The 25,778-nt window shown below is 62.2% G+C and carries 30 protein-coding genes; 29 read left to right on the forward strand and 1 reads right to left on the reverse strand.

Annotated elements, in window-relative coordinates:
* Nucleotides 1-213: 213 nt before the first annotated feature.
* The 13 genes from rpmH to AS26_RS05740 all read left to right on the forward strand — a co-directional run bounded on the left by rpmH (nt 214) and on the right by AS26_RS05740 (nt 11,055).
* Nucleotides 214-348 (forward strand): 50S ribosomal protein L34, encoded by a 135-nt coding sequence (gene rpmH / locus AS26_RS05680; RefSeq protein ID WP_012812152.1) that lies wholly within the window; start codon nt 214-216, stop codon nt 346-348.
* 76 nt (nt 349-424) lie between these two features.
* Nucleotides 425-787, forward strand: a complete 363-nt coding sequence (gene rnpA / locus AS26_RS05685) for a ribonuclease P protein component (RefSeq protein ID WP_062307043.1) — start codon at nt 425-427, stop codon at nt 785-787.
* Complete coding sequence (gene yidD / locus AS26_RS05690; RefSeq protein ID WP_062307045.1) at nt 784-1,002, forward strand: membrane protein insertion efficiency factor YidD; 219 nt, start codon at nt 784-786, stop codon at nt 1,000-1,002. The genes rnpA and yidD overlap by 4 nt, the downstream gene beginning before the upstream one ends.
* A 12-nt stretch (nt 1,003-1,014) precedes the next feature.
* Nucleotides 1,015-2,019 carry a membrane protein insertase YidC gene (locus AS26_RS05695; protein ID WP_062307047.1) on the forward strand — a complete coding sequence of 335 codons (1,005 nt, stop codon included), beginning with the start codon at nt 1,015-1,017 and terminating at the stop codon, nt 2,017-2,019.
* Nucleotides 2,020-2,088: 69 nt separating this feature from the next.
* Nucleotides 2,089-2,739 carry an RNA-binding cell elongation regulator Jag/EloR gene (gene jag / locus AS26_RS05700; protein ID WP_062307050.1) on the forward strand — a complete coding sequence of 217 codons (651 nt, stop codon included), beginning with the start codon at nt 2,089-2,091 and terminating at the stop codon, nt 2,737-2,739.
* Between the two features lie 75 nt (nt 2,740-2,814).
* Nucleotides 2,815-4,212 carry a tRNA uridine-5-carboxymethylaminomethyl(34) synthesis GTPase MnmE gene (gene mnmE, locus AS26_RS05705; RefSeq protein WP_062307052.1) on the forward strand — a complete coding sequence of 466 codons (1,398 nt, stop codon included), beginning with the start codon at nt 2,815-2,817 and terminating at the stop codon, nt 4,210-4,212.
* 16 nt (nt 4,213-4,228) lie between these two features.
* A complete protein-coding gene (gene mnmG, locus AS26_RS05710; protein WP_062307054.1) occupies nt 4,229-6,115 on the forward strand; it encodes a tRNA uridine-5-carboxymethylaminomethyl(34) synthesis enzyme MnmG in 1,887 nt (628 codons plus the stop codon).
* Complete coding sequence (rsmG, locus tag AS26_RS05715; protein WP_062307055.1) at nt 6,108-6,830, forward strand: 16S rRNA (guanine(527)-N(7))-methyltransferase RsmG; 723 nt, start codon at nt 6,108-6,110, stop codon at nt 6,828-6,830. Before mnmG ends, rsmG begins: the two co-directional genes overlap by 8 nt.
* A gap of 147 nt (nt 6,831-6,977) precedes the next feature.
* The gene (noc, locus tag AS26_RS05720; protein WP_062307058.1) at nt 6,978-7,862 is read left to right on the forward strand and encodes a nucleoid occlusion protein; all 885 of its coding nucleotides are present in this window, start codon (nt 6,978-6,980) and stop codon (nt 7,860-7,862) included.
* Nucleotides 7,863-8,070: 208 nt separating this feature from the next.
* Nucleotides 8,071-8,838 carry a ParA family protein gene (locus tag AS26_RS05725; RefSeq protein WP_062307060.1) on the forward strand — a complete coding sequence of 256 codons (768 nt, stop codon included), beginning with the start codon at nt 8,071-8,073 and terminating at the stop codon, nt 8,836-8,838.
* Nucleotides 8,831-9,679 carry a ParB/RepB/Spo0J family partition protein gene (locus AS26_RS05730; protein ID WP_062307063.1) on the forward strand — a complete coding sequence of 283 codons (849 nt, stop codon included), beginning with the start codon at nt 8,831-8,833 and terminating at the stop codon, nt 9,677-9,679. Before AS26_RS05725 ends, AS26_RS05730 begins: the two co-directional genes overlap by 8 nt.
* Nucleotides 9,680-9,717: 38 nt before the next feature.
* Nucleotides 9,718-10,422, forward strand: coding sequence for a DUF554 domain-containing protein (locus AS26_RS05735; protein ID WP_062307065.1), 705 nt, complete (start codon nt 9,718-9,720; stop codon nt 10,420-10,422).
* Between the two features lie 108 nt (nt 10,423-10,530).
* Entirely contained in the window at nt 10,531-11,055 is a 525-nt protein-coding gene (locus AS26_RS05740; RefSeq protein ID WP_062307067.1) for a DUF4446 family protein, read from the forward strand.
* Between the two features lie 34 nt (nt 11,056-11,089).
* On the opposite strand, the gene yyaC is transcribed toward AS26_RS05740, so the two are convergent.
* Nucleotides 11,090-11,707, reverse strand: a complete 618-nt coding sequence (yyaC, locus tag AS26_RS05745; RefSeq protein WP_062307070.1) for a spore protease YyaC — start codon at nt 11,705-11,707, stop codon at nt 11,090-11,092.
* Between the two features lie 86 nt (nt 11,708-11,793).
* Here yyaC and AS26_RS05750 point away from each other — a divergent pair, with 86 nt between their 5' ends.
* The 16 genes from AS26_RS05750 to AS26_RS05825 all read left to right on the forward strand — a co-directional run bounded on the left by AS26_RS05750 (nt 11,794) and on the right by AS26_RS05825 (nt 25,739).
* A complete protein-coding gene (locus tag AS26_RS05750) occupies nt 11,794-12,396 on the forward strand; it encodes a hypothetical protein (RefSeq protein WP_245629636.1) in 603 nt (200 codons plus the stop codon).
* Nucleotides 12,397-12,430: 34 nt separating this feature from the next.
* Nucleotides 12,431-13,279, forward strand: a complete 849-nt coding sequence (locus tag AS26_RS05755) for a mechanosensitive ion channel family protein (RefSeq protein ID WP_062307074.1) — start codon at nt 12,431-12,433, stop codon at nt 13,277-13,279.
* Between the two features lie 18 nt (nt 13,280-13,297).
* On the forward strand, nt 13,298-13,522 hold the full coding sequence (locus AS26_RS05760; protein WP_083515998.1) for a DUF951 domain-containing protein: 225 nt from the start codon (nt 13,298-13,300) through the stop codon (nt 13,520-13,522).
* On the forward strand, nt 13,494-15,530 hold the full coding sequence (locus AS26_RS05765; protein ID WP_062307077.1) for a molybdopterin-dependent oxidoreductase: 2,037 nt from the start codon (nt 13,494-13,496) through the stop codon (nt 15,528-15,530). Before AS26_RS05760 ends, AS26_RS05765 begins: the two co-directional genes overlap by 29 nt.
* Before the next feature lie 364 nt (nt 15,531-15,894).
* Nucleotides 15,895-16,995: a redox-regulated ATPase YchF gene (gene ychF, locus AS26_RS05770; RefSeq protein ID WP_062307078.1), complete on the forward strand. Its 1,101-nt coding sequence runs from the start codon at nt 15,895-15,897 to the stop codon at nt 16,993-16,995.
* Between the two features lie 143 nt (nt 16,996-17,138).
* Nucleotides 17,139-17,426, forward strand: coding sequence for a 30S ribosomal protein S6 (rpsF, locus tag AS26_RS05775; protein ID WP_012812133.1), 288 nt, complete (start codon nt 17,139-17,141; stop codon nt 17,424-17,426).
* 17 nt (nt 17,427-17,443) lie between these two features.
* A complete protein-coding gene (locus AS26_RS05780) occupies nt 17,444-17,914 on the forward strand; it encodes a single-stranded DNA-binding protein (RefSeq protein ID WP_062307081.1) in 471 nt (156 codons plus the stop codon).
* A gap of 87 nt (nt 17,915-18,001) precedes the next feature.
* A complete protein-coding gene (gene rpsR, locus AS26_RS05785) occupies nt 18,002-18,232 on the forward strand; it encodes a 30S ribosomal protein S18 (RefSeq protein ID WP_012812131.1) in 231 nt (76 codons plus the stop codon).
* A gap of 191 nt (nt 18,233-18,423) precedes the next feature.
* Nucleotides 18,424-18,729 carry a MazG-like family protein gene (locus tag AS26_RS05790; protein ID WP_245629637.1) on the forward strand — a complete coding sequence of 102 codons (306 nt, stop codon included), beginning with the start codon at nt 18,424-18,426 and terminating at the stop codon, nt 18,727-18,729.
* Nucleotides 18,730-18,821: 92 nt separating this feature from the next.
* Nucleotides 18,822-19,265 (forward strand): 50S ribosomal protein L9, encoded by a 444-nt coding sequence (gene rplI / locus AS26_RS05795; RefSeq protein WP_062307083.1) that lies wholly within the window; start codon nt 18,822-18,824, stop codon nt 19,263-19,265.
* Nucleotides 19,266-19,273: 8 nt separating this feature from the next.
* Nucleotides 19,274-20,653, forward strand: coding sequence for a replicative DNA helicase (dnaB, locus tag AS26_RS05800; protein WP_062307086.1), 1,380 nt, complete (start codon nt 19,274-19,276; stop codon nt 20,651-20,653).
* Nucleotides 20,650-21,123: a hypothetical protein gene (locus AS26_RS05805; RefSeq protein ID WP_062307088.1), complete on the forward strand. Its 474-nt coding sequence runs from the start codon at nt 20,650-20,652 to the stop codon at nt 21,121-21,123. Before dnaB ends, AS26_RS05805 begins: the two co-directional genes overlap by 4 nt.
* Before the next feature lie 14 nt (nt 21,124-21,137).
* Nucleotides 21,138-21,830, forward strand: a complete 693-nt coding sequence (locus AS26_RS05810; protein ID WP_062307090.1) for a response regulator — start codon at nt 21,138-21,140, stop codon at nt 21,828-21,830.
* Nucleotides 21,830-23,596, forward strand: a complete 1,767-nt coding sequence (locus tag AS26_RS05815) for an ATP-binding protein (protein WP_245629638.1) — start codon at nt 21,830-21,832, stop codon at nt 23,594-23,596. The genes AS26_RS05810 and AS26_RS05815 overlap by 1 nt, the downstream gene beginning before the upstream one ends.
* Nucleotides 23,593-24,906 (forward strand): YycH family regulatory protein, encoded by a 1,314-nt coding sequence (locus tag AS26_RS05820; protein WP_062307098.1) that lies wholly within the window; start codon nt 23,593-23,595, stop codon nt 24,904-24,906. The genes AS26_RS05815 and AS26_RS05820 overlap by 4 nt, the downstream gene beginning before the upstream one ends.
* Nucleotides 24,903-25,739 (forward strand): two-component system regulatory protein YycI, encoded by an 837-nt coding sequence (locus AS26_RS05825; protein ID WP_062307101.1) that lies wholly within the window; start codon nt 24,903-24,905, stop codon nt 25,737-25,739. Before AS26_RS05820 ends, AS26_RS05825 begins: the two co-directional genes overlap by 4 nt.
* The last annotated feature ends 39 nt before the right edge of the window (nt 25,740-25,778 follow it).

A 25,778-nucleotide genomic window follows, 5' to 3' on the forward strand; every position in this document is an offset into this window, starting at 1 on the left:
CAACGTCTTTCCACAGCATCCACGGATCCACATGCAGAGCCATCCACAGACTGTGGACGTGTGGATGGGTTGTGGATGAGCGGGGGAAAACCATGAGGGAAGACATGTGTCGGCGAGATTTGTCCACATGTGGACAGCGGAGAATCGAACATTGACACGGTCAGGATCTTTCTGTATCGTAGCTACGTGTGTCCGCACGGGGGAGGTGTCTCGATGAAACCGACCTATCAACCGAACGTTCGCAAGCGGAAGAAGAACCACGGTTTCCGGAAGCGCATGGCGACAAAGGGCGGTCGTCGCGTGCTGGCGCGCCGTCGCGCGAAGGGCCGTAAGGTGCTGTCCGCGTGAAAAGGGCCACGGAAGTGGCCTTTTTTTGTGAAGGGGTGGGTGGATACCGGGGCATCGAGGAACTGGAGGGCGGACATTGCAGAGTCAGCATCGGCTTCGAGATAGCCGGGATTTCCGGCGCGTGTTTCGCAAGGGCAAGTCGTTTGCGAGCGGCAAGCTCGTGTTGTATTATTGCGACAATCGGGTAGCTCGGGTTCGTGTTGGGTTTTCCATAAGCAGGAAAGTTGGAAAAGCGGTCGTGCGCAACCGCCTGAAGCGGTTGCTACGGGCGATTTTTCAGCGCAGACTGGACGAGCTGTGCGACAGGCCCGTAGATATCGTGGTGGTTTGTCGGGCGAATGCGGCAGACGCGGATTTTCACGATCTCGAGCGAGAAGTCGAGCGACTTTTGATCAAGGCGAAACTGTTGCCGCAACAAGCGGGAGATGAGCGTCCGTGAAGCGGCTTGTGATTGGTTTGATTCGATTTTACCAGCTCTACATTTCGCCAGCCAAGCTGCCCACGTGCCGGTTCACGCCGACGTGTTCCGAGTACGCCGTCCAGGCCATCTCGCGGTTTGGCGTGATCTATGGCGGCTGGCTCGCGGTCCGGCGATTGTTGAAGTGTGGACCGTGGCATCCGGGCGGCGTGGATGAGGTGCCGGAGGTCAGGTAGGGGGATGCGCGCTTGAACGGAAATCGGAAAGCCAGCAAGAGATGGACCATCGCCCTGAGTCTCGCGGCCGTGGTGGCGCTGACAGGGTGCGGGCTGTATCCCACAAAGCCAGGCGAATGGCCGAAGAACGCGTGGGGCTCAATCCTCCACGGCATCTCCGATTTGATGGACTACTTCGCCCATCTGTTTGGCAACGACTACGGGATCTCCATTCTGTTCATGGCGATTCTGGTCCGCCTGGTCGTGTTGCCGCTTTTTCTTCGCCAAATCCGCTTTCAGCGCGCCATGGTGAAGCTGCAGCCGGAGATCCAGAAGATCCGGACGAAGTACAAGTTCGACAACCAGAAGATGCAGGAAGAGCTCATGAAGCTGTATCAGGAGGCGGGGATGAATCCGCTCGCCGGCTGCTTTCCCATGCTGATTCAGCTTCCCTTCCTGTGGGCGTTTTATGGCGCCATCATCGGAAACGTCGGCATGCGCCAGAGCACGTTCCTCGGCATCTTTCCGCTTGGGCATTGGGACACGCATTACATCCTGCCCGTGCTTGCGGCGCTCTCTACGCTGCTTTCGTCGTGGTTGTCCATGCAAAGCCAGCCTGTTCAACAGAAGTCGATGTTGTTCGTGTATCCCGTGATGATTTTCTTCTTTGCCTTCCGGTTGCCCGGAGGTCTTGTCCTGTACTGGATTTACACCAATCTCCTCGTGGCTGTGCAGGTGTACCTGTTTATCACCCTGCCTACCATGCGCGAACAGCGTGAGATGGCGCTCGCGGGTGGTGGAAGGGCGGCCGTGAGGTCCGTCGATGCGAAACCCGCGAACCAGGCGTCCACGAGCGGAGGAAAATCGAACCGCTCGTCTGCTGGGACCCATCAAAAAGCGGCTAAGAAGCGGGCATCGCGCGCACCAGGTCAGAAGTCGAGCAGCAAGAAGTCTCAAGGGACGAGCAAAGCCGGGGATGGCGCGAAGGCGACGGGCGGAGAATCGCCTTCCGAGGGCGAACGCTCACAGGACTCGTGACGAGGCAAGAGAGGCGCGAGCCGCGGTTTCAACAGGCGCAGCGTGAGAAGCGTCGGAGGCTTAGGCGAGATGCGAAAAGTGGTGGCGACGGGCAAGACCATCGAAGAAGCGGTGATGTCAGCGCTTGTGAGGCTCGGGGTGCCGAGATCGCAGGCGCAGGTGCGGGTGATTCGGGAACCGGCTCGCGGATTTCTCGGATGGCTCGGCGGCCGAGAGGCGGAGGTCGAGGTGACGGTCATCGAGACGCCCCTCGACGCGGCGAAGGAGTTCCTTCGGACGGTTATCTCCAAGATGGGACTGGGGCAGGCCGTCATTGTCGCAGATGATGTGGATGAGGAAGGTCACGTGAAGCTGTCCATCTCGGCGGACGAGGACGCCCTGCCCATCCTCATTGGCCGGCGCGGTGCGACGCTGGACGCGCTTCAGTATTTGGTGAACATCGTGGCGAATCGGGACGCGGCAGAGAAGATGCGGTTCACGCTCGACGCGGCGGGCTATCGCGACCGCCGGCTGGAGTCGCTCCGGCGGTTGGCGGACGAGGCGGCGGACAAGGCGGTTCGGCTCGGAAGGCCCGTGGCGCTGGATCCCATGCCGCGAAAGGATCGCAAGTGGGTGCACGCGCACCTGCAGGCGAGAGGAGACGTCGTGACGGTCAGTGAAGGCCAGGAGCCGTACCGTCGGGTGAAGATCATTCCGAAGCGGCACGATTGGATCGAATGAGGCGTCGAGGAGAAGATGTGAGACGAGAACCCCGCTCGAAGCAGTGGGGTTTTTGTGTAGAAGGGAGGGTGGCGGATGGCGATGAAAGCTGTTGAACAGGAGGACACCATCGCGGCAATCGCTACGGCGGTGGGCGAGGCGAGCGTGGGCATTGTGCGAGTGAGCGGTCGCGGCGCGCGGGATGTGGGGGAGCGGCTGGTGAGATCGAAGCGAGGGGCTCCCGTGAAACTTCGCGAGCGAGGAATGCGGTACGGCCACGTGATCGATCCGAAGTCGGGAGACGTGATCGACGAAGCGATTGTGCTGTGGATGCCAGGGCCGCACAGCTACACGGGCGAAGACGTGCTGGAGCTGCAGGTCCACGGCGGCGCCTATGCGGTGGAGGCTGTGTTGTCCGCGTGCCTGGATGCGGGCGCGCGGATGGCTGAACCGGGGGAGTTCACGAAGCGCGCCTTTCTCAACGGTCGCATGGATTTGTCGCAGGCGGAGGCCGTGATCGACCTCATCCGCGCCAAGACGGCGTTTGCCGGCAAACTGGCTGAACGGCAGGTGCGCGGGCGGTTCGGCGAGGCGATTCGCGCGCTAAGGCGGCGGCTGTTGGAACTCGAGGCGCACGTCGAAGTGACCATCGACTACCCGGAACACGACGTGGAAGACGTGGCTTGCGATCACGTCGTGCGCGTGTGCGACGATCTGATGGGCGAGATCGACCGGCTGATTCGCTCGGCGGAGCTCGGGCGAGTGCTGCGGGACGGCGTGGCTACGGCCATTGTTGGGCGTCCCAACGTGGGCAAGTCGTCGCTCTTGAACGCCCTGGTGGAGCGCGAGCGCGCCATCGTGACGGATCTGCCCGGCACGACGCGCGACGTGCTGGAGGAATACATCAACCTGCGCGGGATTCCGCTCAGGCTCATCGATACGGCGGGCATCCGCGAGACGGAGGACGTGGTGGAGCGAATTGGCGTGGCGAGATCGCGCCAGTCGATGCAGGACGCGGAGCTTGTGCTCCTGGTGTTGGACGGAAGCGAACCGCCGACCGAGGAGGACGAGGTCATCGCGCGCGAGTCGAGCGGATCGCGGAGGATGGTGGTGCTGAACAAGGTGGATTGCGGCATCCACCCGGAGGCGGCGCGATTTGCGGACGAGATGGCGCCGGAAGGGGCCGTGCGGGTGTCGGCGCGCGAGGGCATCGGCCTGGATGCGTTGCGGGACGCCATCGTCGATGCGATTCGCCGAGATCTCGCGGTCGATCTCGACGCCAGTTACATGGCGAACCACCGCCAGAAGCGGCTCTTGGAAGAGGCGAAGGAGGACCTGCGCACGGCGCGGGACGCGGCGCGCGCGGGGGAGACTCTCGATTTGGTGGCTGTGGCGCTTCAGTCGGCGTATGAAAAACTTGGAGAGACCATCGGCGAAGAGGCCGGGGAGGATCTGTTGAACGAGATCTTTTCCCGCTTCTGCCTGGGCAAATGACGGGAGGTGGGTGGAGATGCGGTTTTTCGCCGGATCGTATGACGTGATCGTCATCGGGGGCGGCCACGCGGGATGTGAAGCGGCGCTCGCGGCGGCGCGCATGGGCTGCCGAACGCTACTTCTGACCATCAACTTGGACACCATCGCGTACATGCCCTGCAATCCGTCGATTGGCGGGCCTGCGAAGGGTATTGTCGTGCGCGAGGTGGATGCGCTCGGTGGACAGATGGGGAAAAACACGGACGCCACCTACATTCAGATGCGCATGCTGAACACCGGCAAGGGGCCGGCGGTGCAGGCGTTGCGGGCGCAGGCGGATAAGGCGTACTACGCCCTGAACATGAAGTGGACGCTCGAGCGGACGGACAACCTTCACCTGAAACAGGGACTGGTGGAGGAGCTGCTCGTCCGGAACGGTCGAATCTACGGGGTGGTGACGAAGAGCGGTCAGGAGTTTCACGCGCAAGCGGTGGTGCTCACCACCGGCACCTATCTCCGCGGGCGCATCTACATCGGCGAAGTGTCGTATGAAAGCGGCCCGAACGGCCAGATGCCGGCCATCCGCCTGTCGGATTGCCTGGTCGATCTCGGCTTCCGCTTGGTGCGATTCAAGACCGGCACGCCGCCTCGTATCAACAAGAACTCCATCGATTTCAGCAAATTGATCGCCCAGCCCGGCGATCCCGTCCCGCGCCACTTTTCCTTCGATCCGGACACGCCAGTGCGGGAACAGGTGCCGTGCTGGCTGACCGGCACCACGGAGGAGACCCATCGCATCATCCTGGAGAACTTGCACCGGTCGCCGCTTTACAGCGGCGAGATCAAGGGAACGGGCCCGCGCTACTGCCCCTCCATCGAAGACAAGGTCGTGCGCTTTCGGGATCGCGACACACACCAGATCTTCCTCGAGCCGGAGGGTCCGCACACGAGCGAGTGGTACGTGCAAGGGCTGTCGACGAGCCTGCCGGAGGACGTGCAGTTGAAAATCCTGCACTCCATTCCCGGCCTGGAGCGCGCGGAAATGCTGCGCCCCGGCTACGCCATTGAGTACGACGCGGTGATCCCCACGCAGTTGTGGCCGACGCTTGAGACGAAGCTCGTGGAAGGGCTGTTTACCGCCGGCCAGCTGAACGGAACCTCCGGGTACGAAGAGGCAGCGGGTCAGGGCATCATGGCCGGCATCAATGCGGCGCGAAAGGTGAAGGGTGAGGAGCCAGTGGTGTTGTCGCGATCGGACGCGTACATCGGCGTGATGATTGACGATCTCGTCACCAAGGGAACGAACGAGCCGTATCGGCTTCTTACCTCTCGCGCGGAGCACAGGCTTTTGTTGCGGCACGACAACGCGGATCTGCGGCTGACGGAGCTCGGCTATCGCATTGGCCTGGTGTCCGAGCGGGCCTACAGCCGGGTGATGCGCAAAAAGGAGGGCATTCAGGCGGAACTCGCGCGCCTGTCGCGCGTGAAGGTGAAGCCGCAGGACGTGAACGGGCGCCTCGCCGAGTGGGGCTCGCAGCCCATCGAGTCGGGCATGAGCCTCGCGCAATTGCTGAAGCGGCCGGAGTTGTCGTACGAGCAGATTCGGGAAATCGATCCGAGCGGAGGCGTCGAGATCGACCCCGAGGTGAAGGAACAGGTGGAGATTGAGATCAAGTACGCGGGCTACATCCGAAAGCAAAACGAGCTCATTGAACGCCAGAAACGGCTCGAAGGCCGGAAACTGCCGGAGGATCTCGATTACATGCAGTTGACGGGCCTCGCGATGGAAGCGAGAGAGAAGCTGTCCCGCGTCCGGCCGCGCACGGTGGGGCAGGCCGCGCGGATTCCGGGCGTGACGCCGGCGGACATCTCCATCTTGCTCGTGTACCTCGATGCTCAGGAGAGGCGCGCTGCCCATGCGTGATGTGATGGAGCAAATGCGCGCCTGGGGGGTTCCGGTGACCGACGAGATGGAGCGCCAGCTGGAGCGGTACGGCGAACTGCTCGCGGAGTGGAACGAACGGTTGAATCTCACCGCGATTGTCGAATCGCGCGAGATGTGGATCAAGCACTTTCTCGACAGCGCGGGCATCGCGCAGGTGCCCGCGTGGCGCGAAATCGCCGCGCGAGGCGGCCGCGTGATCGACATCGGCAGTGGCGCGGGGATCCCGGGTATTCCCCTGGCAATAACGTGGCGAAATCTGTCGTTTGTGCTGTGCGATGCATCAAGAAAGCGCGTGCAGTTTGTGGAACACGTCGTTGGCGATCTCGGCCTCACGAACGTCAGCGCGGTGCACGCGCGGATGGAGGATTTGGGAAGGGCCCCTGGGGCGCGGGGCTCCTTCGACGCCGCGGTGGCGAGGGCCGTGGCGAGATCCAATGTGCTCCTTGAGTATGCGGCGCCGATGCTGAAGACGGGCGGCTGGGCGTTTTTGTACAAGGGGCCGTCGTATTTGGGTGCCGAGGAGGAGGACGCTGCGCGCGCGGCGCGCGTTCTCGGTGCGCGTCCAGAAGGCGTGATCGCCTATCAACTGTTGGACGAGCAGGGGGATAGGGTCATCGCGGTCTTTCGGCAAGCGGAGCCCTGCCCGAAGCGGTACCCGAGAAAGGCAGGAACGCCTTCCCGGCAGCCGCTGTAGGGCGCGGAGGATGTCGAATAGCGTCTGGAAGATACGATCTTTGTAAATTCATGAGAACTTTTGTCGAAGAGCAGGAATGCGGGCACGCCTTGGTGAAATCGACATTGAGTGTCGATCCTCGTGTGTTCATGAATAGAGGGGTCTAAGATGAGGGAAACGTGGGGACGATTCATCAGCTTCCGCGACGTCGGACACGCGCAGACGCAGGTCGTGGATATTCCGGTGGAACGCATTGTCCCAAATCCGTATCAGCCCCGAGCGATTTTTCATCAAGAATCGATTGAAGAATTGGCCAAGACCATTCACACACACGGGGTCATTCAGCCCGTGGTGGTGCGCAAAAAGGGCGATGTGTACGAACTCATCGCCGGCGAACGGCGCCTGCGCGCGGTGCGCCACCTGGGGTGGCCCACCATCCCGGCCATTGTGCGGGATCTGAACGACGCGCAGACGGCGTCTGCGGCGCTGATCGAAAATCTTCAGCGCGAGGGATTGACGCCGATCGAAGAGGCCGTCGCATATCAACAGCTGATGGAATTGCACGGGCTGACGCAGGAGAGTTTGGCGCAGCGGCTGGGCAAGGGGCAGTCGACCATCGCGAATAAGCTCAGGTTGCTGCACCTCCCGCAGGTCGTCCAGGACGCGCTGCTCACGCGCCAGATCACGGAGCGCCACGCTCGCGCGCTTCTGGCCTTGCCCTCGGAGGATCTCCAGGTAGAACTGCTGAACGAGTGTATCGAAAAAGGCTGGAACGTAAAGCAGATGGAGGAAAAGGTCAAGGCCAAGCTCGAGTCGCTGGGCTCAACGGCTGAACGCCGGAGGAAGCCACGGAAGCGGGGGTTGTCCAAGGACATCCGCCTGGCCGTCAATACCATCCGCCAGTCCCTGCAGATGATTGAGCAGACAGGGTTGCAGGTGGTGTGTGAAGAGGTGGACGACGACGAATACTATCAGTTTACCATTCGCGTGCCGAAAAAGGCGCCAGCAGAGAAGGGGACTGTCGAGGCGCCGCGAGAAGCGAGGTCGTCTTGAAAGCGCGAATGACACGCGGCGGTGCCGAGGAACGCATGCGCGGGGGGTTGAAGCGGCCAAACGGCCGCTTTCGCGTTTTTTCCGGCGATGAAGGGATCCGCACAACGTTGAAGCGGAAATCCCCGAGGTTTTGCAGTAGAATGAGAGGAGTCGAGACATGATCTACAGTATCTAGGGAATTTCGTTCGAGTTTGAAGGAGGACTTGTCGTGTCGAGCGCCCGCGTGATCGCCATCGCCAATCAAAAAGGTGGCGTGGGGAAGACGACAACCGCGGTGAATCTCGGGGCTTGTCTGGCGACGTTGGGCAAACGCGTTCTGCTGATCGATATCGATCCGCAGGGAAACACCACGTCCGGGGTCGGTATCAACAAAGCCGACGTGAAGTACTGTGTGTACGACGTGATTATCAACGACGTGAATATCGCGGATGCCATCATGCCGTCAGGCCTCGACAATTTGGACGTGCTTCCGGCCACGATTCAATTGGCGGGTGCCGAGATCGAGTTGGTTCCGACCATCTCGCGAGAAGTGAGGCTTCGAAGAGCGATTCAAGGGATGCGGAGTCGGTACGATTACATCGTGATCGATTGTCCGCCCTCCCTCGGTTTGTTGACCGTGAACGCTTTGACGGCGGCCGACTCCGTCATCATTCCCATCCAATGCGAGTACTACGCGCTCGAAGGCTTGAGTCAGCTGCTGAACACCGTGCGGCTCGTGCAAAAGCATCTGAACACGTCGCTCGAGGTGGAGGGAGTGGTGCTGACCATGTTGGACGCGCGCACCAACCTGGGATTGCAGGTCATCGAGGACGTGAAAAAGTTCTTTCGCGACAAGGTGTACAAGACCATTATTCCGCGCAATGTTCGCTTGAGCGAGGCGCCGAGTCACGGCAGGCCCATCATTCACTATGATCCGAAATCGCGCGGCGCCGAGTCGTATATGGAACTCGCGAAGGAAGTGATCGCGCGTGGCTAAGCGAGGTCTGGGCCGCGGGTTGGATGCCTTGATCCCTCAGCTCAACGTATCGGACGAAGATCAGATTGTGCAGATTGACATTCGGGATCTCCGGCCGAATCCGTATCAGCCGCGGCGAACGTTCAATGAAGAAAAGCTGCAGGAGCTGTGCGATTCCATTCGCGAACATGGGATTCTTCAGCCGCTGATCGTCCGCAGGAGCCAGGTGAAAGGGTTTGACATCGTCGCGGGCGAACGGCGGTATCGCGCCGCGAAAATGGCCGGGCTCCAGGTGGTGCCCGCGGTCGTGCGGGATTTAAGCGATGTTCTGCTGATGGAAATCGCCCTCATCGAGAACTTGCAGCGCGAAGACCTCAATCCGATCGAGATTGCCGATGCGTACGCGAAGCTGATTGAAACATGCCACCTCACGCAGGATGAGCTCGCGAAACGGGTGGGGCAAAGCCGGAGTCACATCACGAACATGTTGAGGTTGCTGCAGCTTCCGGATCAAATTCAGGATATGGTTTCACGTGGAACGTTGACGATGGGGCATGCGCGAGCCCTGCTATCTGTGGAGGACGCGGAAGAGCAGCTCCGATTGGCCGAACAGACGGTGAAAGAGGCGTGGAGCGTGCGCAAGCTGGAGATGGTCATCTACCAGCCGAAGAAGGTTTCACGTGAAACCAACAAACCCGCGCTTCCGACCGAATACAGGCGTTATCAGGAACAGGTTCAAGCCTATTTGGGTACCTCGGTTCGCATCCAACCAGGGAAAAAACGAGGAAAAATCGAGATCGATTATTACTCGGAGGACGATCTCCGGCGCATCATGGACCTTATGTTGGCGCACGCTCCATGAGGAAAGCCCTAAACCATGTTGTGCCGCGAGGTGAATGCATGTTTCTTCTGGGTACGATTGTCGACGTCGTCGCCATCTTATTCGGAACCGCGATTGGTTACGTTTTGCCGCGCATACCGGACCGCATGCGGGACACTGTAACGGTCGGCGTGGCCTTATGCGTCATCTGCATCGGACTGAGCATGGCGCTCAGCGACATGAGCGACATCGTTCTCATCATCTTCTCGGTCGTGATGGGCGCCATCGCCGGTGAACTGCTTCAAATCGAGGCTTGGTTTGAGCGCCTCGCTCACCGCTTGGAGGACCGGTTTCACCAAGTGTATCGGGGGCCGATTGCGCAGGGGTTTATTTCCGCAACGCTCTTGTTTTGCGTGGGCTCCATGTCCATCGTGGGCGCTGTGCAGGACGGACTGCAAGGGGATCATAAGACGCTCTTCGCCAAGTCGGTGCTTGATGGGTTCTCTGCCGTGGTCCTCACTTCTGCGCTGGGTCCGGGCGTGGGACTCGCGGCGATCCCGGTGTTGGTGTATCAAGGTCTCATCGCACTCATCTCGCATCTGTTCGGAAGTTTCTTGGACACGCCGCTCATCATTGAACCCATCACTGCGACCGGCGGTCTTCTGATTGTCGCCATCGGAATGCAGCTCGCGGGGTTGCGCAAAATCTCGGTTCCAAACCTACTACCCGCCATGATCCTTGCGCCCGTGGCCAAGGTTGTGATTCATGCCATCCCGCACCTGTGAGTGTGTCCTGCCGCGGGTGGGGGAGAAAGGTTCGGGAGCTTGTCATCCTACGTGACGTCACAGCGTGCGGATCGTGACGGACAGTTGTAGCAGAAGGAGCGAATGGCCATGGGGCTTTCTGTTCTACAACCATATGCGCTTGACATCGCGCTGTTCAGCGGAATCTTGGCGATCATCTGTCTCGTGATCGCGTCCGTCGCTCTATCGCGCTCCGCGCGCTTGAAGCGGAAGTTCAATCGGCTGAAGGAGCTGACGAGCGCAGCGGATCTCGAGCGAGTGTTTGAAGAGACCAAAGACGCGGTTCGCAAACTCGAGATGAAACTGCGTGAAGCTGAGGAGCACCTTCGTGAAGTTGAAGAAGCGCTCCAGTCGAAGGTCTCGACGCCAGTCATTCTGCGCTATAACCCCTTCGCCGAAGTCGGCAGCGATCTGAGCTACTCCGTCGCACTCATCGATGGCAAGGGCGATGGCGTCGTGATTACGTCGATCTATGGGCGGGAGGATTCCGTCACGTACGGAAAGCCAGTTCAAGGGGGAGATTCTCCGTACATGTTGACGGACGAAGAACGAACGGTCATCGAGGAAGCCCTTCACGGTGCAGCGAGAACAGGGACCACAGCCCGCATTTCGTGAGGGAACCACGGGGATGTGACGAGCCGCGCTTTCGTCACATCCCCAATTTCATAGCGGCGGGATGCCGTTCGTACCACCGAATCAGGCTCGCCGTGAGAGCGTCCGCGACGATGTCGGCCATTCGCATCACGATGGCGAGCCGCGTGTTCTGCAGGACGAAGTACTCCATGAATCCCGATACGTTCACGACGCCCGTGATGCACAAATCGCCAAACTCCGGGAGGGCTTTCTTCACGCCTGCTCCAGGGCGCAAGGGCCCAACGTCAACCGCAATTTGCCCCACATGATCAAACCTCCCCAGACACGCGTCGATGGCGATCACGAACGGCTTGACCGGATACCACTCGTCAATCTTCTGAAGCGTCGCCTGCAGGTTGACGGCGTGGACGGGCTCATCCAGCGTGCCCAGCACGTGCACGCCCGCCAGCTTGACGCTCCGCGTCAGGCGCGATCCGACGATGGGGCCGAAGGCGTCCCCCGTCGAACGATCCGTTCCCACGCAAACGATGACCAGCGGCAGTCTGCCGTGGTGCGCGAGCGCTGCGTCAAGCTGGTGCTGCAGGGCCAACACGGCATCAGGGCTTTCCATCGAAACGCGGCCGCCGACGTTCGGCGCGTTTACCCAAGAGGACTCTGTGGACAAGCGATTCACCTGATTTCCTCCTCGCACGGAATATTCCCAGTATACGTTTGCGTATCATCGACTATACCTGTCCTGACAGGATGCGAAGTAGAAGCGTGGGGACGCGCATGATGGACCTGATGCTCTTGTTGGAGGCTTTGTGGATTGCGCTTTGGATTGGGGCACAGCCGGCTGAAGTCGCCCTCTTGTACGCCGCGGGCTTCTATGCCAGCATGTACGCCGCCGCACAGGTTGCGCCTTGGCTCGTGCTTCACTTGTCCATCACGCAGCCGGTTCTTCAGTGGATGGCGGAACACGCGGAAACCAATGTCCCTGTCTTTGGGGAAGGACTTGTTCACCGCTCCATGCGGGTTCCGTCGCAGATATCGGGTCAGATCCACTGGACAGCCCTGCACGCGCTGGACTGGATGGTGGCGCTCTTCCTTGGGGCCGCGGTCTGGTGTGCGTTCATGGGCGTCCATCGTTTCCTACAATCCATGCTCGACGAAGACGAGCCTGTTGAAGTGGGGGGCTTTTCGAGATGGGTGAGTGGCCTCATCGGAGCGTCCGCGGGTCTCTGGAGTGTATTCCAGGCTGCGCGGACGCTTGCGGCGCTTCTCCACCTCTTTGGACATGACAAGTCGCTCGAATCCAATCCCCTCCTCGACCTCGTCCTGCACGGTCTTCAAGCCCTATCCGCGGCTCGAACTATGATATGATGGGACATCATGAGACGAGCCGGGAGGGAGAGCCGTGACACTTTGGGCGAACATACAACAAAAGGGGCTTGCGGACATCCCGAGCCTCGAAGTGGTGATTTGGACCGCCATCCGGATTGCCATCTTCTTCGTCTTGGCGCAGTTGCTGATCCGCGTCGGTGTTCGCATCATACGGCGCATGTTGTCGATGCACACCAGGATGGACGAGCGCCGGCGAAAAACGCTTGAATCGCTGTTCACGAACGTCGTCCGTTACACGGTATACTTTGTGTTGGTGGTCGAAATTCTGTCGCTCTTCCACGTCAACGTGTCCGCCATCCTCGCGAGCGCGGGGATTGTCGGCGTCGCCGTTGGATTTGGAGCGCAGAGCTTGGTGAAAGACCTAATTTCGGGCCTGTTCATCCTGTTCGAGGACCAGTACGGCGTCGGTGACATCGTGCAGATCAACGGGTTCAAGGGCACGGTGATTTCCATCGGCATTCGCCTCACGAGGATCCAGGCTTGGACGGGCGAGGTTCAGGTGATTCCCAACGGCCAGATCACGAGCGTGACCAACTACTCGCGCACGAACTCCACGGCCGTGATCGATGTCACCGTCCCCTACGATGTGGACGTGGACCTTGTGAAATCTGTGATGGAACGCGTGTTGCTCACGCTCCAACAGGAGCGGCCCGACGTCGTGACGGGGCCGGTTCAGGTCCTCGGTGTCCAGGATGTTTCCAACTCGAATCTGGTCATCCGGGCCACGGCAGTGTGCGCGCCCACCAAGAATGGCGAGATCGAGCGGGAGGCGCACGAGCGCATCAAGGAGGAGCTGGACCGGGTGCTGCACGAGAGCCAGGGCGCGCAAGGGACGGCGGGCGGGGAGCTCGCTGCCGAGTGAGGATGAGGAGGCGATCGCGTGCCGGTCTCGTTTGGACTGGGCGACATTGTCCGGATGAAAAAACCGCACGCGTGTGGCGAAAACCGCTGGGAAGTCATCCGGATGGGGATGGACATCCGCATCAAGTGTCAGCGCTGCGGGCATAGCGTTCTGATCCCGCGCTCGCGCTTTGAGCGGCTGATTCGCGCGGTTTTGGAGAAGGGGGGAACCGTCGGTGAAGGTGAAGACAGCGTGTCCGATTGACTGTTACGACGCGTGCGCGTTGGTGGCCGAGGTAGGGGAAGACGGCGAGATCTGCTTGAGCGGGAACCCCGAGCACCCCATCACGCGCGGGACCATCTGCAACCGCGGACGTCAGCTGGCGGTTCGCCGGAACAGCCGCGATCGCGTCCTTCACCCGCTCAAGCGGGAAGGGGACGCATGGGTCGCCATTCCGTGGGAGCAGGCGCTGCGCGAGATCGCGGCCGAGGTGCGGCGGACGCTTGAAGAGGTGGGGCATCACGGCATTTTGCACTACTACGACTGGGGCTCGGGTGGACTGCTCAAGTCCTTGAACCAGCGGTTCTTCTACGGGCTCGGAGGCTGTTCGGAGGCCGTCGGTAGCCTGTGCTGGGATGCGGGCATCCGCGCTCAGACGTACGACTTCGGTCAGGCGAACAGCCATGCGCCCGAAGATATGGCGAAACATGCCGAGGCCATCGTGGTGTGGGGCCGCAACGTGGCCAACACCAACGTGCACATGATCCCGTTCATTCGCGAGGCGCAGGCTCGGGGAGCGAAGCTCGTTGTCATCAGCGCTCTGCCGCAGGATTTGGCGCGGCGAGCCGACAAAGCCATCTATCCCCGCCCGGGCACGGATGGCCTATTGGCGTTGGCGGCGCTCCGCATCTGCCGCGATGAGGGCTGGCTGGATCGCGATTTCTTGCACCATCGAGCGGTGGGGTGGGAGGAACTCGCGCGGGATTTGGACCGGTACGATCTCGGCGAAGTGTCGCGGTGGACTGACGTTCCCGTGGAGGACATTCGGTTTTTGGCGGAGCTGTACGGGAAAACGAGGCCTGTCTGCACGCTGCTTGGCATCGGCATGCAGCGGTACGCACAGGGCGGACAGACCATCCGCGCCATCGACGCGCTCGCTGCCGCCACAGGCCACGTCGGCGTTCCTGGGGGTGGCGTGAACTACGCTCAGCGGCAACTCGGCCGATTTTACGACGAGGAGGCCATCACCCATCGCCGCGGGGCGAACGTGCGGGAGATGTTGCGGCCCACCCTGGCCGCGGATTTGCTCGCGGCCGATCCGCCAGTCCAGGTGATGTTTGTCACGCGCAGCAACCCCGTGGCTCAGGTGCCGGACAGCGGCCGCCTGCGCGAGGCCATGGCTCAGATACGCTGCAAGGTCGTGATCGACACGTTCATGACGGCCACGGCGGAATGCGCGGATTACGTGCTGCCGTGCACCAACGTGCTCGAGGAAGAGGACGTGGTCTACACGACGATGTGGCACGACTGTGTCAGCTACGCTCGCCCCGTCGTGCCGCCGCGAGGAGAGGCCCGGCCGGAATGGCAGATTTTTCGCGATCTCGCCGCGATGCTCGGAAGACCCGAGATCATGGCGGGCGATGTGGAGACCTGGATCCGGCATGCGCTGAAGCGGTGGCCGGAGGACAAGTTGGCGGAACTCAAGGAGCGAGGATTTGTCCGGCTCGACGTTCCGAAGGTGCCGTGGCAAGACGGGCACTTCCTCACGCCAAGCGGCAAGTTCGAGTTCGCCTCGTCGGTGGCGGCGCGCGACGGGCACGCCCCGGTTGCGCGAATTGAGGTGGGGCGGTTCCCGCAAGATGAAGGCTTGCCATACACGTTGCTCACCGTGCACCCGCGAAAGTGGCAGATGTCGCAGCGCGATACGCTTCCCGAGGCAAAGGGACCGTATCCCGTCGCGGAGCTGGGCTGGAATGTCGCGCAAGAGCGCGGCATCCAGGACGGGGACTGGGTGAGAGTTCGAAACAAGAAGGCGAGCGTGATCGCGCGGGCTCGGGTTCAGACGGAGGGGCATCCGCGCGTCGTGAGGATGGAGATTGGATGGCACGGGCAGGGCATGACCCTGAACGACTTTACCTCGGACGGTCTCGCTGATTTTGGAATCCAGGCGGCACTCTACGACTGTCTGTGCGACGTGGAGAAGGTCGCTTCGGTTCCCGATGATGAAAACGCGAGAGCGCCCAGGACGGAAGCTCTCGCGCAGCAGATGTGAAAAACACCATGGGTGTGTCATGGGTATCCATTACAAGGCCGGTGGCACGCCCGATCATGAAGCCATGGGATACGCGCGGGCAGTCGAGACGGAGGCGCGCTTTGGCTCGCAGGCCAGCGCCTTGGGCGACAGTTTGCGAACGCGAAGGCGGCGCAAGAGCCGACGCAGCATCGCTATCACCTCCTCTGATGATGAGTATTCCAACGGGGAGAACGTTTATCCGGACAGATGTCCCGGAACGTTCTGCATCCATATTGTATGCGCGCATTCGTACAACATGGACAAGAATTCTCCCCGACAGCTTTGTCGAGCTTCGGGTGAATCTCTATACTTAATCCTGCAAACAAGGCGGCGAGGTGTCAACATGTCACTTCAGGCTGGGATTGTCGGCCTGCCGAACGTCGGCAAGTCCACACTGTTCAACGCCATCACGAAGGCCGGCGCGGAGGCGGCCAATTATCCCTTCTGCACCATCGATCCGAATGTCGGCGTCGTCGAGGTTCCGGACCCGCGGCTCCAGGTCCTCGCGGACATCGTCCATCCCAAAAGGATTGTTCCGACGGCCTTTGAGTTCGTCGATATTGCCGGACTCGTCAAAGGGGCCAGCCAAGGGGAGGGCCTCGGCAATCGATTTCTCGCTCACATCCGCGAAGTCGACGCCATCGTGCACGTGGTGCGCTGCTTTGAAAACAGCGACATCACCCATGTCGCCGGCACGGTGGACCCTCTTCGGGATATCGACATCATCAACGTGGAACTGATCCTCGCGGACCTGGAGACCGTCGCGAAGCGGCTGGAACGGGCTCGCAAGAACATGAAGAGCGGCGACAAGCGGTTCAAAATCGAAGTGGAGGCGCTCGAGCGCCTTCAAGCTGCGCTCGAGTCCGAGCGGCCGGCGAGATCGGTCGAGCTGAACGAGGAAGAAGCGGGCATCCTCCGGGATCTTCACCTGCTGACCGCGAAACCGGTCCTCTACGCCGCCAACGTCGGGGAAGATGACATCTTGGATCCGTCTTCGAATCCCTACGTTCAACAGGTGGAGGAGAGGGCGAAGTCTGAGGGCTCCGAAGTGGTAGTGGTGTGCGCGCAGCTCGAGTCCGAGGTGGCGGAGCTTGAGGGCGAGGACCGCGACGCATTTCTGCGCGATCTCGGCCTCGAGGAGCCGGGACTCCATCGCCTGATTCGCAAGGCGTACCAGCTGCTCGGGCTCATCACGTTTTTCACCGCGGGCGAACCAGAGGTGAGGGCTTGGACCATCCGCCGAGGAACGAAGGCGCCGCAGGCCGCGGGCGTCATCCACTCCGACTTCGAACGGGGCTTCATCCGCGCGGAGGTGGTCGCGTACGAGGATCTGGTCGCGGCGGGAAGCTTCCAGGCGGCTCGAGAACAAGGGAAGATCCGCCTGGAAGGGAAGGACTACGTGGTCCAGGACGGCGACGTGTGCTATTTTCGCTTCAACGTGTGAGCCGAGGCTTGGGCGGGTTGGCGCACTGGGCCTTGTGCAGGCAGGCGGATCGTGCTAGCATGGATCGACGGTGCACACTTGTTTGTGGCGCGCCATCCTTGCTCCCAACCGGGGGCCATTAGACCAGAAGGAGGTGTCACGGGATGCGCCAGTACGAGACGATGTACATCGTGAATCCCTCTCTGGAAGCGGAGCAGACCGCAGAGGTGATTCAGCGGTACCAGTCCATTGTCACTGACAAGGGCGGTCAAATCGACGAACTTCAGGAGATTGGCAAGCGCCGCTTGGCGTACGAGATCGACGGCCACCGTGAGGGCTACTATGTGCTCATGAAGTTCACGTGCGACACGGAAACGCCGAAAGAGCTCGAGCGCCTCATGCGCATCGACGACAACGTGATTCGTTATTTGACGGTCCGCGTCGGTGAGTGAACGCGGAGGGGAAATAGATGCTGAACCGAGTGATTCTGATCGGCCGCCTGACGGCGGATCCGGAGTTGCGATACACCAACAACGGCACAGCCGTCGCGTCGTTCACGCTCGCGGTAGACCGCATGCGGTCCGGACCGAACGGCGAACGCCAGACCGATTTCATCAACGTCGTGGTGTGGCAGAAGCAGGCCGAGGTGGTCGCGCAGTATCTCCAGAAGGGGAGACTGGCGGCGGTCGATGGCAGGCTGCAGATCCGGAGTTACGACAACCGCGACGGACAACGCGTTCGCGTCGCCGAAGTGGTTGCCGAAACGGTCAGGTTCCTGGACCGCGGTCCGGACCAGGCCCAGGGGTCTGGCTACAGTGCGGCCGGCGCGCAAACTCGGCAGCAGCGGCCGACGCCTTCGTCGGCGCCTCCGTTTGAAGATGATCCATTCGCGGATGACAGTCAGTTGATCGATATCTCCGAGGACGATCTTCCGTTTTGACCATCGCGCTGGACACCCCGTGCGAACATGCGAAGCGGATGGCCGCGGCGACGGCCCGCGGCAACAGCGCGCAAAGGAGGGAACACGATGCCACGCAAGGGTCGCGGCGGCAAGCGCCGCAAGGTGTGCCAGTACTGCGTTGACAAAATCGACTACGCGGACTACAAGGATGTGGCCCGCCTGAGCAAGTTTCTGACGGAGCGAGGCAAGATCTTGCCGCGCCGCATCACGGGCAACTGCGCGCGCCATCAGCGCCAGGTGACGGTGGCTATCAAGCGGGCGCGTCAGGTTGCGCTCCTGCCGTACACCACGGAGTGAAGATGCGCCAAGGGCCGTTCGGGGTGGCGTGAGCCGCCGGCGAGCGGCCCTTTGTTGTTTGTGCGCATGCCGCGTTGGTCGCGCGGAGGCAGATGACCCGAATTCGGCATTCAAGACCTCCATGCAGGACTATGGGTCTGGCCTGTGGAAGTGGAATGAAGCCGAATTGCGGGCGTCTGGGGGAAATGGCCGTGGATGAAAGCATGGAAGACGTGCTGATGAAGCGCCTTCGGGCTCTCGAACATGAGCAGATGGACCTCTTGCAACAGGTTGTGGACGTCATGCGGCACGCCCTCACGGGAAATCACGCGATGTTCGTGGAGTCGTTGGCGAAGGTGGTGGGCATCGCGTACGTGATGGCCCAGGAGCTTGGCATTCCGCCGGAGCGTCTGGACCGGGAAGTGGTCATCGCGCTGATGACGATGCCGTTTGATCCCGAAAGCGATGGCGAGAAGGCCGCGAAGGAAGTCGCGCGATACCTGAAGGATCGCGGGTAATGGCGCCGTTTCGGGTGATTCGGCGCAGGATCTTCGGCTTTGCGTCTGCGCAAGGCAGTCGTTAGGATCTAGGGTACAGGGAGGTGGCCGCTGTGAAGGTCATCCTGCTTCAGGACGTGAAAGGACAGGGCAAACAGGGCGAAATCAAGGAAGTCAGCGAAGGGTACGCGAGAAACTTCTTGTTTCCTCGCAAGCTGGCGGAGGAGGCTACGCCACAAGCGCTCAAGGCCCTTGAAGACAAGCGGCGCAAGGAGGAGCGGCTCAAGGCGCAAGAACTGGCGGACGCGAAAGCCCTCGCGGAACGCCTCGACAATCTGAAGGTCACGATTCGCTCGCAGGTGGGCAAGGACGGCCGCCTGTTTGGCGCCATCACGACGAAACACATCGCGGATGCTCTCAAAGCGCAAGGGTTTGACGTGGACAAGCGAAAAATTTCGCTGCCGGATCCCATCAAGTCTCTCGGAGGTCACAAGGTGACCATCAAGCTTCATCCTGAGGTCCATGTCCAGATCCTCGTGTATGTGGAAGCGGAGTGAGGACCACCATGGCGGCAGAGGAGACGCTGTGGCGCGATAGGGAAGCCGAGGCAGCGCTTCGCATGCCGCCGCACAATCTCGAGGCGGAGCAGGCGGTTCTCGGCGCCATGCTCATTTCGCCGGACGCGGTCGTCGAGGCACTGGAGATTCTCGAGGCGGACGACTTCTATCGCTCCGCGCACCAGGCCATCTTTCGCGCAATCCGCGAGGTGTACGAGACGGGCGATCCGGTCGACATCATCACGGTGGCGTCGCGGCTGCGCACGTACGGCGACGTGCTCGACTCGGTCGGCGGGCCCGAATACCTGGCCGATCTCGCCGCGATCATGCCTACCGCGCTTCACGTCGTGCACTACGCCGAGATCGTGCGCGAGAAGGCGCTTTTGAGGCGCATCATCGCCGCTGGTACGCGGATTGCGGAGGCGGCATATGAGCCGGACGCGTCCGCGATGGAGGTGCTGGCGGACGCGGAGCGGCTGGTGCTCGAGCTCAGCCAACACCAGCGGACGCGGGATTTCACCCACATCTCCGACGTCCTGCAGACAACGTTCGAGCGGATTGAGCAGCTGTACGAGAGCGACGGCAACATCACGGGCGTTCCCACCGGCTACAGCGATCTCGACCGGATGACGAGCGGCTTTCAGAAGTCCGACCTCATCATCGTGGCGGCGCGCCCTTCGGTGGGGAAGACGGCGTTCGCGCTGAACATCGCGCAAAACGTCGCGGTTCAAGCTGGACTGCCCGTGGCCATCTTCTCGCTGGAGATGTCGAAGGATCAGCTTGTGCAACGCATGCTCTGTGCGGAGGCGTTCATCGACGGCCATAAGCTCCGCAACGGCACGCTCGACGATGAAGACTGGCCCAAGTTGTCGATGGGCGTGACGACGCTCAGCAATTCGCCTATCTACATCGACGATACGCCGGGCATCACGGTCCCGGAGATGCGGAGTAAGCTCAGGCGTCTCAAGCTGGAACACGGGCTGGGGTTTGTCGTGATCGACTACCTGCAGCTCATCCACGGGCGGCGGATGGCCGGGGAGAACCGCCAGCAGGAGATCTCCGACATCTCGCGTTCGCTCAAGCAGTTGGCCCGCGAGCTCGAGGTGCCCATCCTCGCCTTGGCCCAGCTCAGCCGATCCGTCGAGCAGCGCCAGGACAAGCGGCCGATGCTGTCGGATATCCGAGAGTCGGGTTCCATCGAACAGGACGCGGACGTGGTGGCGTTTTTGTATCGCGACGACTACTACAACCCCGACACGGAGAATCCGAACGTGGTCGAGGTGATCATCGCGAAGCAGCGCAACGGGCCCACGGGCAAAATTGAGCTCGTGTTCCTGAAGAACTTCAATAAGTTCGTGAATCTCGAACGTGTACACGCGGAGCCATGAACGAAGAGCGGACGGATCTGCTGTACTCGGCGGCGGACGCGGCGGAACGCGAGCTTCGCCTGACGCGCCGGGAACGGCGAAAGCGAATGGAAAAGGCGCGCAAGCGCCGGAAGAGGCGGCGCAGACGGCGCATGCGGCGCGTGCGGATGTGGCGAGCGATACGCAGTCTGCGGTTTTGGACGCGGGCGCTCGCCGCCTTCGCCGTGGCGCTCATGTTCGCGTTCTGGGCGCGATTTGCCTATGTGTACGACATCCCGGCGTATGTGGCGCCATACCTTCCGCCGCACGTGACGGCGTACGTGACGGTGAAGAGTTGGTGGTTCGGCCCGCCGGTCATCGACGTGGCCGCCTATGAGCCGGATTTCGGAGTCCTGAGCGTCTCCAACCCGTATGACGTGCTCCTCCAGAACATGGGCACGTACGCGTCCGTTGTTTCGCACCCGCGCATCGTCTGGGCGAGATCGTCCTGAGAGGAGGGGATGACATGCCTGCGCACATTTTGGTGGTCGAAGACGAGGAGCCCATCGCGAACATCCTCCGCTTCGCGCTGGAGCGCGAGGGGTACAGGGTCTCCTGCGCGTACGACGGGGCGGAGGCCTTAGAGCGCTGGCGAGCCCTCCAGCCGGACCTCGTCCTGCTCGACGTGATGTTGCCGGAGGTCGACGGTTTCGACGTGCTCCGCGCCATCCGCCAGGCGTCGGGCGTGCCGGTGATTATCCTCACGGCCAAGGATGACGAGGTCGACAAGGTGCTCGGGCTGGAGCTTGGTGCGGACGACTACGTCACCAAGCCGTTCAGCACGCGCGAGCTGGTGGCGCGCGTCAAGGCCAACCTGCGGCGCGCATCCGACGTGCTGCGGGAGCACCGGGACAACGAGCGGTACGTCGTCCAGGACCTCGTGATCGATCTCGCCGAATACACGGTCACCAAGGCGGGCCAGCCGATTCCGCTCACGCACCGGGAGTTTCAAGTCCTCGCCGTGCTCGCCGCTCATCCCGGGCGCGTGTTCACGCGTGATCAGCTGGTGGACCAGGTCTGGGGCACCGACTACGTGGGCGACACGCGGGCGGTGGATGTGACCATCCGGCGGCTGCGCGAGAAGCTGGAACCCGATCCGAGCCAGCCGAGGTACGTGCTGACGCGCCGCGGCGTCGGCTACTATGTGAGGAATGAATGATGCGGTTCCGAAGCCTGCGCGTGAAGCTCGTCATGGTGTACACGCTGCTTATCCTGTTTGCCGTGGAGCTCATCGGCGCGTACTTCGTCCAGGCGCTAACGTCCTCGCTCGTGCGCAATCAGGCGCAGACCGCGCGCACGCAGGCGCAGCTCATGGCCACCCTCATCGCGCCGGAGCTCGCGCCGGGGGCGCGCGCCTCCAACAGCGCCGTGGCCAATCTCCTGCAGTCGGTGCCCCAGTTTTTGAACGGCACCGTGTACGTCCTCAACCAGAGCGGCTACGTGATGTACACCACGGCCGGCGGCGCGCTCGTGGGGCAGAAGCGGATTGACTCGGTTGCCACGCAGGCGCTGCTCCACCGCACCTTTGCGCAGTCCGTGCGCTATGATCCCCTGTCGAAGAGCCACCTGCTCGCCGTGGCCGTGCCCGTGACGCTGCACGGGACGTATCTCGGCGTGCTCGAATACGTCTTGTCCATCCAGTCCACCTACGAGACCATCCACCAAGCCACCACTATCTTCTACACCGGTTCCATCGGCGTTCTGGCCATCGTGATGATCCTCGGGGCCATCGTCGCGCGCGCCCTGACGCGCCCCGTCATCGAGGTCACGCGCCAGGCGGAGGTGATGGCGCGTGGAGACTTCTCGCAGCGCCTCGAGGCCACGAGCAACGACGAAATTGGCGATCTCGTCGTGTCCATCAACCACCTCGCCGACGAGCTTGAGGAGGCCATCGCGGCGAACCGGTTGGAGCAGGAGCGGCTGCGAGCGGTCATCACGTCGATGGGCGAGGGCGTGATCGTCCTCGATTCGTCCGGGCAGGTGCTCATGATGAACCGCGCGGCGAGGCAGATGTTGGCCCAGGCCGCGGGCGGCGAAGAGGAGGCCATCCGGCAGCTCGAACTGGACCGGCTGATGCAGGGCGATATGGCGACGGGCGTGCGCGAGGTGCGGGTGATTGGCGACACCATCTTTCACGTCATCCTGACGAGCGTGCAGCGCCGCGGCCAGGTGGACGGCTACGTCGCGGTGGTCCGGGACGTGACCGAGCAGGAGAAACTCGACCAGGCGCGCCGGGACTTCGTGAGCAACGTGTCGCACGAGCTGCGCACGCCGCTCACCACGGTCAAATCGTACATCGAGGTCATGCGCGATCTCGGCGAGGACGAGGCGGAGACGAAGCGCGAGTTCCTCGAGGTCATCGCGCGCGAGACGGATCGCATGGTGCGGCTGACGCGGGATTTGCTCCTGTTGTCGGGCCTAGACCGCGGAGGGCCGCGGAGCGTGGAGATGCGGGCCATTCCGGTGCACGGGCTGTTGAAAGGCGTGGTGGAGCGGTTTCAGCTCCAGGCGGCAAAGCAGGAGTTGTCGCTTCGCGTGCACCTGACGCCGCGCCAGGATGTGTGCGTGTATGGGGACGAGGACATGGTTAACCGGGTGCTCGACAACGTCCTGTCGAACGCGCTCAAATACACGCCGCCGGGCGGGCGCATTGACGTGCGCGCGGACGTGGCCGCCGAGCATGTGACCTTCATCATCTCGGACACCGGCATCGGCATTCCGGCCGAGGATCTGCCGCACGTCTTCGAACGGTTCTACCGGGTCGAAAAGGGGCGGAGCCGGCGGGGCGGGGGCACCGGGCTCGGGCTGGCCCTGGCCCGGGAGATGGTCGAGCGCATGGGCGGCGACATCCGAATGGAGAGCGAGGTACAGCGCGGCACAACCGTGTACGTGACGCTCCGCCGCGCGGAGGAGGATGCCGCATGAGAGCCTGGTGGCGGACGGCCAAGACGGTGATCCTCGCGCTGCTCGTGGCGGGCAGCGTCGTGCTGAGTTACGCGCTGTGGTCCGGCAATCTTCAGGGTGGCGCCGAGATCGGGCTGACGCAGACGCAGACCATCCCGTATTCCACGTCGCCCGCGCTCGCGTCCACCGTAGAGCCCTACGAGATCGACATTCGCGCGGGGAACGCGTACACCGTTGCTCGGCCCGGGAGCGCCGCGTACGCCGCGTGGACCGGCCTCCTGATGGGCCTGAAGGCGGAGCGGCCGGAGCCCATTGCCGCCATGCCGTCACGGTCTCCGGCGAGCGTGGTGTTTCAATTCGGTATCCCGCTCGATCCGGCCGTAGGCCGAAGCTGGCTCGGCGATCTCGCCGCGTCGGTCGGCAGCATCCACTGCCGCGCCATCGCGCTCAGTGCCGGGCCTGGGTCGACGTGCACCGTGGTGTACGAAGGGATGAACGCCGCGGGCAAGCCCGAGCTCGTCGAGGCCACGGCGTCGCTCCCGGCGGGCGCCTTCATACGGCAAGCCGAACGCGACGTCGCGGAGGCGCCGTATAACGCATGGAGCGACTTCGAGGGTGAAAGCTTTGTGCCGGTCCGCGGGCGAATGACGAGCTATGTCTACGCGTTCACGGAACCGTCCATCATGCCGCTGGTCCAGTCGTTCTTCGTCAATCCGCAGGCCTTAACCCGCATCCAGGAGAGCAAAACCGTGACCATCTGGACGGACGGAAGCCGAGCAGTTCAGGTGGACCGCGCCGGGATGACGCTGCAATACGAGGACCCCAACGCGAGCGCCGCGCCCGGGCATACCGAGGACTATATCGCCGCCATCGACTTCCTGCACGCCCACGGCGGTGGACCGAGCGATCTCCTTGGCTTCGATCTCGTCGGGATGCTGACCGTCAACCTGAACGGTCCCAGCTTTTCGTTCGCGCAGTACGTGGACGGTTATCCCATTCTCTCCAACGGCGCCGATTACAACTTCGAAACGGACAGCGGGCATGTGATGGAGTTTGATCGACCGCTCTGGGAGCTCACGAAGCCCGTGCAGGCGATTTCGGTGCCCATTCTGGGCGAGGACGCCTTGGCCAAAGCGCTGGCCAAGGTGACGGGCGCGAAGGCCGTGTCGCTCTCGACGTTTCACGTGGAACTCGGCTACTGGCCGTCCATCCAGGGGACGAAGCCCGGGCAAATCCGCCTCCTGCCCATCGACTACGTGACCAATGCGAGCGGCGGCGTGTGGGTGCTGAACGCGGAGACAGGCGCGCTCATCGCGGGGGGATTGTCGTGAACTGGGAAGTCGCCAAGTCGTGGCTCATCGCGCTGTTTGCGCTGCTCGACGTGATCCTCGGGTGGCTCCTGTACGAATCTCGCCAGTTGGCGAGCGGCTACGCCGAGTCGCCCGCCGACGCCCTGGCGAACACCAAGACGCTGTTGGCAAACCAGGGATTCAGCCTGGCCACGTCCGTTCCTTCCGGGCAGCCGAGCCTCGTCACGTTCCAGGCCGATTTCGCCAATCCGCGCTGGGCGTCGCTCGAACAGGCGGCGTTTCCCGGCGCAAAAGGCAAAGCGCAAATCGCGGGCGGCACGCTCACCACAAGCGAAGGCCAGATCACCGTCACCGGCCAGGGCACCTGGGCGGTACAGTATCAACCCCCGCTGCAGTTGTCGCCGAACCGCGGGGCGCTGGCCTACGTGTTTCGAGGCGCGGACTACGCGCCGGATCCGGTCACGTCGGATCCCGTCCACGCCGTGTACTTCGAGGTGGTGAACGGCTACCCCGTGTTTGACGCCGACGTGATCACCGTGCAGGAAAAAGGCCAGCTCATCGGCTATACTCAGACGTATATCGATCATGTTCAGTCAAACAGCTCTCCCAAACCGGTGATCAGCGCGCTCGACGCCCTGGACAGCTTCGCCGAGGCCGTGGACAAGGCTGGATCCGGCCAGGTCAACAGCGTGGTAAAGGTCGATCTCGGCTACGCCCGCAAAATTCAGGTTGCCTCTGGCAGTCAGGCCATCCTGCACAGCTACTGGTTTCCGGTCTGGCGGATTGTGACGACGGCGGGCGTCTACTTTGTCAATGCGTTCACCGGCGAGGTCGAGACGCAGAACGCTTACTGACCCCGCGAGCCGCGCGCGGCGGGGCGGGGGCAACAGGAG

Origin of the sequence: Alicyclobacillus sendaiensis NBRC 100866 (genome assembly GCF_001552675.1) — a bacterium.
GTDB classification, from domain to species: Bacteria; Bacillota; Bacilli; order Alicyclobacillales; family Alicyclobacillaceae; genus Alicyclobacillus; species Alicyclobacillus sendaiensis.

Bases quoted from the DNA above. Each gene is read 5' to 3' on its own strand.
- mnmG (WP_062307054.1), top strand. From the start codon at position 4,229: ATGCGGTTTTTCGCCGGATCGTATGACGTGATCGTCATCGGGGGCGGC.
- rpmH (WP_012812152.1), top strand. From the start codon at position 214: ATGAAACCGACCTATCAACCGAACGTTCGCAAGCGGAAGAAGAACCAC.
- AS26_RS05780 (WP_062307081.1), top strand. From the start codon at position 17,444: ATGCTGAACCGAGTGATTCTGATCGGCCGCCTGACGGCGGATCCGGAG.
- mnmE (WP_062307052.1), top strand. From the start codon at position 2,815: ATGGCGATGAAAGCTGTTGAACAGGAGGACACCATCGCGGCAATCGCT.
- rsmG (WP_062307055.1), top strand. From the start codon at position 6,108: ATGCGTGATGTGATGGAGCAAATGCGCGCCTGGGGGGTTCCGGTGACC.
- noc (WP_062307058.1), top strand. From the start codon at position 6,978: ATGAGGGAAACGTGGGGACGATTCATCAGCTTCCGCGACGTCGGACAC.
- ychF (WP_062307078.1), top strand. From the start codon at position 15,895: ATGTCACTTCAGGCTGGGATTGTCGGCCTGCCGAACGTCGGCAAGTCC.
- AS26_RS05815 (WP_245629638.1), top strand. From the start codon at position 21,830: ATGCGGTTCCGAAGCCTGCGCGTGAAGCTCGTCATGGTGTACACGCTG.
- jag (WP_062307050.1), top strand. From the start codon at position 2,089: ATGCGAAAAGTGGTGGCGACGGGCAAGACCATCGAAGAAGCGGTGATG.
- AS26_RS05740 (WP_062307067.1), top strand. From the start codon at position 10,531: ATGGGGCTTTCTGTTCTACAACCATATGCGCTTGACATCGCGCTGTTC.
- AS26_RS05805 (WP_062307088.1), top strand. From the start codon at position 20,650: ATGAACGAAGAGCGGACGGATCTGCTGTACTCGGCGGCGGACGCGGCG.
- dnaB (WP_062307086.1), top strand. From the start codon at position 19,274: ATGGCGGCAGAGGAGACGCTGTGGCGCGATAGGGAAGCCGAGGCAGCG.
- AS26_RS05820 (WP_062307098.1), top strand. From the start codon at position 23,593: ATGAGAGCCTGGTGGCGGACGGCCAAGACGGTGATCCTCGCGCTGCTC.
- AS26_RS05735 (WP_062307065.1), top strand. From the start codon at position 9,718: ATGTTTCTTCTGGGTACGATTGTCGACGTCGTCGCCATCTTATTCGGA.
- AS26_RS05810 (WP_062307090.1), top strand. From the start codon at position 21,138: ATGCCTGCGCACATTTTGGTGGTCGAAGACGAGGAGCCCATCGCGAAC.
- rpsF (WP_012812133.1), top strand. From the start codon at position 17,139: ATGCGCCAGTACGAGACGATGTACATCGTGAATCCCTCTCTGGAAGCG.
- rpsR (WP_012812131.1), top strand. From the start codon at position 18,002: ATGCCACGCAAGGGTCGCGGCGGCAAGCGCCGCAAGGTGTGCCAGTAC.